The sequence below is a fragment of the Bacillus sp. LR--39 genome (genome assembly GCF_053613335.1).
This window is the reverse complement of the sequence record NZ_JBSIOT010000079.1, coordinates 1-1,797: the sequence shown is the minus strand read 5'-3', so window position 1 is coordinate 1,797 and position 1,797 is coordinate 1. Positions and strand designations below refer to the sequence as shown.

2 protein-coding genes are annotated in these 1,797 nt (G+C 45.4%); both read left to right on the top strand.

Translation table 11 applies throughout. The annotated features are described in order from the left end of the window. Window positions 1-719, top strand: a 719-nt coding sequence (gene cah, locus ACWHAR_RS20450; RefSeq protein WP_452087655.1) for a cephalosporin C deacetylase, incomplete at its 5' end; no start/stop codon positions are given. An 83-nt stretch (window positions 720-802) separates the two neighbouring features. Further along, a complete protein-coding gene (locus ACWHAR_RS20445; RefSeq protein WP_003246492.1) occupies window positions 803-1,585 on the top strand; it encodes a nucleotidyltransferase domain-containing protein in 783 nt (260 codons plus the stop codon). Window positions 1,586-1,797: the final 212 nt, after the last annotated feature.

Genomic DNA, 1,797 nt, shown 5'->3' with positions numbered 1-1,797 from the left:
GCCCGCATCCGGCGATCGTGAAATATCATGGCTACAATGCAAGCTATGATGGTGAGATTCATGAAATGGTAAACTGGGCACTCCATGGCTACGCCGCATTCGGCATGCTTGTCCGCGGCCAGCAGAGCAGCGAGGATACGAGTATTTCACCGCACGGTCACGCTTTGGGCTGGATGACGAAAGGAATTCTTGATAAAGATACATACTATTACCGCGGTGTTTATTTGGACGCCGTCCGCGCGCTTGAGGTCATCAGCAGCTTCGACGAGGTTGACGAAACAAGGATCGGTGTGACAGGAGGAAGCCAAGGCGGAGGTTTAACCATTGCCGCAGCAGCGCTGTCAGACATTCCAAAAGCCGCGGTTGCCGATTATCCTTATTTAAGCAACTTCGAACGGGCCATTGATGTGGCGCTTGAACAGCCGTACCTTGAAATCAATTCCTTCTTCAGAAGAAATGGCAGCCCGGAAACAGAAGTGCAGGCGATGAAGACACTTTCATATTTCGATATTATGAATCTCGCTGACCGAGTGAAGGTGCCTGTCCTGATGTCAATCGGCCTGATTGACAAGGTCACGCCGCCGTCCACCGTGTTTGCCGCCTACAATCATTTGGAAACAAAGAAAGAGCTGAAGGTGTACCGCTACTTCGGACATGAGTATATCCCTGCTTTTCAAACTGAAAAACTTGCTTTCTTTAAGCAGCATCTTAAAGGCTGATAAATGTGAAAAGCCGCCGCATATCATCAGGCGGTTTTTTTCTGCAAACTGCCGGAATGAGAACAGACTGGAGACGAATAGATATGAAACAAAGAATCATTGATGAATTAAAACGGATCGAGCAGTCATACGGAGTCAAAATCGTGTATGCCGTCGAGTCAGGAAGCCGCGCATGGGGATTTCCCTCGCAGGATAGTGATTACGACGTCCGCTTTATTTATGTTCCGAAAAAGGAGTGGTACTTTTCAATTGAGCAGGAGCGTGATGTCATTGAGGAACCGATTCACGATTTGCTGGATATCAGCGGCTGGGAGCTGAGAAAAACGCTTCGGCTTTTCAAAAAGTCAAACCCTCCGCTACTCGAATGGCTGTCCTCAGACATTGTGTATTATGAAGCATTTACGACCGCAGAGCAGTTAAGAAAACTCCGCACGGAGGCATTTAAGCCTGAAGCAAGCGTGTATCACTATATCAATATGGCGAGAAGGAACGTCAAGGATTATCTACAAGGACAAGAGGTCAAAATTAAAAAGTACTTCTACGTTCTTCGGCCTATTTTGGCCTGCCAATGGATTGAAAAGCACGGAACCATACCGCCAATGGACTTTACTGTTTTGATGAATGAACTTGTTGCTGAACCCGAGCTGAAGGCTGAAATGGAAACCTTGCTTGAACGGAAAAGAAGAGGGGAAGAGCTTGACCTCGAAGCAAGAATCGATGTTATTCACCAATTCATTGAAACGGAAATCGAAAGAATCATGGAAGCGGCAAAAGAACTGAAGGCAGAGAAAAAAGATATGACATCTGAATTGAACCGTTTGCTTTTGAATACGGTTGAAGAAGTGTGGAAGGATGGAGGAAGCTGATGTTTTTTGTCGCTTCCTTTTCTCCTTTATTCGACAGAATCCCCCCCCGACTTTCTAACTATCTGATTGTGGCAAACCCACAAAAATAATCAGAATCTTTGTATTTTGAGAATATTGTGAACGCTGGTTTTGTCCATTTACAATAAACTCATACAAATACTTCTTAGATTGCGGGGTGTTAAGGTTGGAAGTGATTACAAGAGATTTTTTCT

Bases quoted from the DNA above. Each gene is read 5' to 3' on its own strand.
- ACWHAR_RS20445 (WP_003246492.1), top strand. From the start codon at position 803: ATGAAACAAAGAATCATTGATGAATTAAAACGGATCGAGCAGTCATAC.